Annotated in this window: 5 protein-coding genes; 1 reads left to right on the top strand and 4 read right to left on the bottom strand. The window is 58.2% G+C overall.

All coding sequences use genetic code 11. From position 1 onward, the window contains the following. Positions 1-80: 80 nt before the first annotated feature. Genes phhA through hppD form a run of 4 tightly spaced genes read right to left on the bottom strand, consistent with a single transcriptional unit; the run spans position 81 to position 4135 of the window. Entirely contained in the window at positions 81-875 is a 795-nt protein-coding gene (gene phhA, locus LAT62_RS15645) for a phenylalanine 4-monooxygenase (protein WP_293386041.1), read from the bottom strand. A gap of 14 nt (positions 876-889) precedes the next feature. Continuing rightward, a complete protein-coding gene (locus LAT62_RS15640; RefSeq protein ID WP_293386039.1) occupies positions 890-1924 on the bottom strand; it encodes a fumarylacetoacetate hydrolase family protein in 1035 nt (344 codons plus the stop codon). Then, on the bottom strand, positions 1921-3054 hold the full coding sequence (locus LAT62_RS15635) for a homogentisate 1,2-dioxygenase (protein ID WP_293386043.1): 1134 nt from the start codon (positions 3052-3054) through the stop codon (positions 1921-1923). The genes LAT62_RS15640 and LAT62_RS15635 overlap by 4 nt, the downstream gene beginning before the upstream one ends. Continuing rightward, complete coding sequence (gene hppD, locus LAT62_RS15630) at positions 3047-4135, bottom strand: 4-hydroxyphenylpyruvate dioxygenase (RefSeq protein ID WP_293386037.1); 1089 nt, start codon at positions 4133-4135, stop codon at positions 3047-3049. The genes LAT62_RS15635 and hppD overlap by 8 nt, the downstream gene beginning before the upstream one ends. Positions 4136-4370: 235 nt before the next feature. Between hppD and LAT62_RS15625 the strand changes: the two genes are divergently transcribed. Further along, the gene (locus LAT62_RS15625) at positions 4371-5603 is read left to right on the top strand and encodes a TraB/GumN family protein (protein WP_293386035.1); all 1233 of its coding nucleotides are present in this window, start codon (positions 4371-4373) and stop codon (positions 5601-5603) included. Positions 5604-5864: the final 261 nt, after the last annotated feature.

Genomic DNA, 5864 nt, shown 5'->3' with positions numbered 1-5864 from the left:
ACCGGGACCAGTGAGCGGCGGAAACAAGGCACCACTGTTTGCGGCCTGTTGCCCGTACCCCTTCACCCTTTAAAAGAGCCTCAGGCCGCGTTCTTGGGTGGGAACCTGGGTTCGTACAGGCCCAGTTCCATCGCCTGGTGCACATACTTCATGATGTCCATGTCGGCGATCTCGAACAACTGCTCGACGCTGCTCAGCGTATAGTAGATCGGCTGCATGATATCGATACGATACGGGGTGCGCAGCGCATCCAGAACCTCCAACGGGTAGCGCTCGGGCTTGTCGCTTTCCATCGCATACAGCGTCTCCCCGGGTGAAGACAGTACGCCTCCCCCATAGATACGCCGCCCCTGAGACGTTTCCAGCAGGCCGAATTCGACCGTGAACCAGTACAACCTGGCCAGATAGGCCCGCTCCTTCGGTTGAGCGTTCAGACCCAGTTGCCCATAGTGCGCGGTAAAGTGCGCAAAGGCCGGGTTGGTCAGCAGCGGACAGTGGCCGAAAATCTCGTGAAAGATATCCGGTTCCTGCAGGTAGTCGAACTCTTCCCGCGTGCGAATGAACGTGGCCACCGGGAACTGGCGGTTGGCCAGCAAGCGGAAAAATTCGTCAAACGGAATCAACGCCGGCACCTGAGCGGTTTCCCAGCCAGTGGCCTCGCGCAGAACCCGATTGACCTCCTCCAACTGTGGGACCCGGTCTTCCGGCAGGTCAAGCATCTCAAGTCCCTGCAGGTACTCGTCACAGGCCCTGCCCGGCAAATTCACCTTCTGGCGGGCCATCAGGTCATGCCAGATCCGGTTTTCTTCCTCGGGCCAGTCAATGTGACCCGTTGCATCCGGTTGTCGTGATACGTATTTGCTCTGTTTACCCATGGTCAGACCTCCGATTACCTTGACTTAGGCACTCCGGCGGCTACTTTCACCACCTGCTGGTCAATGGCGCCAAAAATACTGTTGTTGTTTTCGTCACGCATTTCGATGCGAATACGATCGCCGAATGTCATGAAGGGGGTGGCAGGCTTGCCATCCCGAATGGTTTCGATCATCCGCACTTCAGCGATGCAGCTGTAGCCAACACCGCCCTCTTTGATAGAGGTCCCGTGCTCGGTACCCTGCTTGTTGGACACGGTTCCGGAACCGATCACGGTGCCTGCACCCAAACGGCGGGTGCGTGTCGCATGCGCGATCAGTTGCGCAAAGTCGAACGTCATGTCTTCACCGGCGTTCGGGCAGCCAAAGGCCTTGTCGTTGTAGGTGGAGAGCAGCGGCAGGTGCACCTTGCTGCCTTCCCAGTGCGGACCCAGCTCATCCGGGGTAACCGCCACCGGCGAAAAGGCCGTGGCCGGCTTTGACTGATAGAAGCCGAAACCCTTGCCCAGTTCGTTGGGAATAAGGCCACGCAGAGACACATCATTGACCAGCATCAGCAGTTGAATGTGCTTGCCTGCCCGCTCGACCTGCACGCCCATCGGAACGTCATCCGTGATGACGGCTATTTCGCCCTCGAAATCCAGACCCCATTCGTCAGACAAACAGTCGATGGGTTCACGCGGCCCCAGAAAGTCATCCGAGCCGCCCTGATACATCAGAGGGTCTTCCCAGAAACTGGGAGGCATTTCGGCGCCCCTGGCCTTGCGCACCAGTTCGACATGATTCACATAGGCACTGCCGTCCGCCCAATGGTAGGCCCGCGGCAAGGGTGAAGCACACTCGGCCTCGGCAAACGGCACAGCCTCGGTGATCCGGCCGGCATTCAGCTCGGCGTAAACTTTCTTCAACTGCGGCGCCAAAGTGCTCCAGTTGTCCAGCGCGGCCTGCAATGTGGGTGCGATATCCGGCACCGCGACAGCTTCTGTCAGGTCGCGACTGACGACCACCAGGCGGCCGTCTCTGGTGCCATTGTATTGAGTCGCAAGTTTCATGATTTCTCCTGCCAGCTGTTCACATAGTCCGGATCTTCAACCCCGTGCATCGCCGGGGCCACGTCGAGGGCATCCCGCGTATCCAACATCACGGCCACATCATCGGCGAATGTTTTGGGTTTTTCCTGAGAGGCCTTGAAGGCCTTGGGGTGCGGCCCGTGGGTAAAGCCGGCTGGATGGAAAGTCACCATACCGGCTTCGATATTGTCGCGGCTGAAAAAATCACCGGCGTGATAGAACAGCACTTCGTCATAGTCGTCGTTGTTGTGGTAGAACGGCAGTTTCAATGCGCCTGGATCGCTTTCCACCGGCCGCGGCACAAAGGTACAGACCACAAAGCGCGGCGCCACAAAGGTAGTATGCGCAGAAGGCGGCAGATGGTACCTATGACTCATCAGCGGCCGGATATCCCGCCAGTTCAGGCGCACCGGCGCCAGGTCGCCATGCCAGCCGACTGCATCCAGTGGATTGAACGGATAGGTGATCACAGACACCTGATTGTGGCGCTTGACCTGCACCTGCCAGGTGTCTTCGGAATACTGATCCCGGAAACGGCTGTTGATTTCCGGTACATCCAGACAGGCCGGATCGAATATAGCATGATTGCCCACCAGCCCCTTGTCTGGCAGTTGATAGCCGCCATTGGTGGCTTCGATCATCAGAATCTGCATCGGCGACGACGGCTCCAGACGCCAGGCTGTTGAGCGCGGCAGCACGAAATAATCGCCTTCGCGCAGCGTCAGATGGCCGTAATCACAGAACAACTCGCCTTCACCACTGTGAATGAACAGCAGATCATCACCATCGGCATTGCGTGCCAGAAACGGCATGGCAGTGGCACAGTGCCACAGGCGATAGCGGCAATGGGCATTGCCCAGCAACTCGGGGGCTTCCCAGGGCGACGGGCTGGCCGCGCCTTCGAGGCGGTTCAGGTCGAAAGACCGGGGCCGCAAAGGCCCTGTCCAGTCGCTCCAGCCAGTCGGGGCATGCCGGTGATGGAAATGGGTCGCGGGGCCGAAAAAGCCACTGCGACCGGCTTCCCGCTCGTAGATGGCTTCTTCCGGAAAGTCCGCATGAGCCTGACGCGAGGCCGTGCCCTGGCGCAATGGAAAGCTGATCGGCTTACGCATCACTCAGAACTCCCCGGCGAATCTGGTCTTCTTCAATGGATTCGAACAGAGCCTTGAAGTTGCCTTCGCCGAAGCCTTCATTACCTTTGCGCTGAATGATTTCGAAGAACACCGGGCCGATGACGGTCTTGGTGAAGATCTGCAGCAGGATGCCGTCCTTCATCGGTGCACCGTCAATCAGGATCTTGAGCTCGCGCAGATCTTCCAGCGATTCTTCATGGCCGGGAACGCGGTTTTCCACCTTGTCATAGTAGATGTCCGGCGTATCCATGAAGTCCATGCCGAGCTTGCGCAGATCGCGCACGGTCTGATAGATGTCATCAGTGCTCAGGGCGATGTGCTGGATACCTTCGCCATTGTATTCGCGCAGGTACTCGGCGATCTGTGACTTGTCATCGTGCGATTCATTGATCGGAATACGGATCTTGCCACAGGGCGCTGTCATGGCTCGGCTCAGCAGACCGGTCAGCTTGCCTTCAATGTCGAAATACCGGATTTCGCGGAAGTTTCCGATGTCTTCATAGAAGCCGGCCCACTTGTCCATATTCCCGCGATGAACATTGTGCGTCAGATGATCCAGCGTATGCAGGCCGACTTGATGGCCTCCCATCTTTTCTTTCCAGCCGTCGTAGAAGACGAAGTCGATGTCGTAGATGCTGTCGCGACCATAGCGGTCGACAAAATAGAGCACACTTTCACCGATGCCGTAGACACCGGGAATATTCAGCTCCATCGGGCCCACTTCGCTCTGGAACTTCTGCGCACCCTTGGACACGGCATGCTCCAGTGCATGAGCGGCATCTGCAACACGGAACGCCATGCCGCAAACACTGGGGCCGTGCACGCGGGCGAACTCTTCCGCCTGAGACTGCGGCTGGGCATTGATGATGAAGTTCACATCACCCTGCTTGTACAGCCAGGCCTGTTTTGACCGGTGCTTAGCCACCTCGGTGAACCCCAGTGTAGTAAACAGGTCTTTCAGATCGGCAATGCCTTTCTCGTCCGCTGCTGTATACTCGACGAACTCGAATCCGTCCGTACCCAACGGATTGATATTTTTTTCTTGTGCCTGGTCAGTCATAATCCGCTACCTTCTGTTGCTCACAGTAACTGTGCATGCGTAGTCTCTATTTAAGTCTTAAAGGCATCGCATTGCACCGTTTGACCCTGTCGCAGTCCATTGCAAACGAGTGTCAATCGTAAACACTGGGTTACAGAAGCGCCAAATTCGACAAACCAGGGTTTCCCGTAAATAACGTACATAATTGTTAACAAACAGCAACGTCCAAGGATGTTTGCATCGGCTCGGAAGGCTTATGACCACCATTGCATCGGAATCTTCAGACACTCAGCCCGCCCAGGGCCCGCGCCATCTGGTGCGCCGACAGAAAACGGAATACACACTGCTCGGCACTGCGCATGTATCACGCGCCAGCGCAGAAGAAGTAAAAGCTCTGATTCAGTCCGGCGACTTCGACGCAGTGGCGATAGAGCTGTGCCCCAGTCGGTACCAGTCGATGACGGATCCGGATGCACTGGCCAAGCTTGACCTGTTCCAGGTTGTCAAACAGGGCAAAGCCGGTCTGGTTGCCGCCAACCTGGCGCTCGGTGCCTTCCAGCAGCGGGTAGCTGAGGAGTCCGGTATCGAGCCCGGCGCCGAGATGAAGGCCGCCATCGACGAGGCCAAGAAAGCCGGTCTGCCGTTATGGCTGATCGACCGGGATGTCGGCATCACTCTGCGTCGGGTATACCGCAACGTACCCTGGTGGCAGCGCTCTGCCCTGATCATGGGTCTGTTGGGCAGCGTGATCTCCCGCGAGAAAATTACCGAAGAAGACATTGAACAACTCAAGGAAGGCGACGTTCTGACATCGACCTTTCGCGAGTTTGCCGAGGACAGCGAGGCCATCTACACGCCGCTGATCACAGAGCGCGACGAATATATGGCGCTGCGTCTGCTGCAGGAGAATGACAAGGGTGAGAAGCAACGCGTGCTGGCAGTCGTGGGTGCGGGTCATCTCGAAGGCATGCGCGACAGTCTGGCTCAGGCGCCGGAAGGCGAGAACCCGGAGCCCCGACTGCGCAATCTGAATGCACTGCCCAAACCCAGTCGCTGGCCGCGCTATATTCCCTGGGTCATCGCAGCACTGATACTGACCGGTTTTGTCATCGGGTTCAGTCGCAGTTCGGAGCTGGGCTGGCAATTGGTGACCGACTGGTTTCTGATCAACGGCACGTTGACGGCCATCGGCGCCCTGATCGCCCGCGCCCATCCGATTACCATTGCGGCCAGTTTTCTGGCGGCTCCGTTCACGTCCCTGAACCCGACCATCGGGGCCGGTTTTGTGGCGGCGGCGGTGGAGATCTTCGTGCGCAAGCCACGGGTGCATGACTTTTCGCATCTCCGGGAAGACGTGGCGCACTTCACCGGTTGGTGGAAGAACCGGGTGTCGCGCACCCTGCTGGTATTCATCTTTGCGTCACTGGGGTCCATGGCCGGCACCTATGCCGGCGGCTTCAGAATTGCCGGCCTGCTGACCGGCGGTTGAGGTTGGGTGGCAAGTCTTCAACCTGTTGCCGATGCCGCCTGATGGCGGGGCACGCCGCCTGCAGAGAGCTCAACGGGATCCAGGCAACAGGCCGTAATTGTAGGCTGTGGCCCTTGGCCACGCATGCGTAAGATGGGCGCAGAGTAATATCTGGTGCCAATGCCGCCTGATGGCGGGGCACGCTGCCTGCGGAGAGATCAACGGGATCCGGGCAACAGGCCGCAAACAGTGGTGCCTTGTTTCCGCCGCTCACTGGTCCCG

The organism is Natronospirillum sp. (assembly GCF_022565775.1).
In the GTDB taxonomy this organism is placed as follows: Bacteria; Pseudomonadota; Gammaproteobacteria; order Pseudomonadales; family Natronospirillaceae; genus Natronospirillum.
Note: the sequence above shows the minus strand (reverse complement) of the source record. Positions and strands in the feature narration are given on the sequence as shown.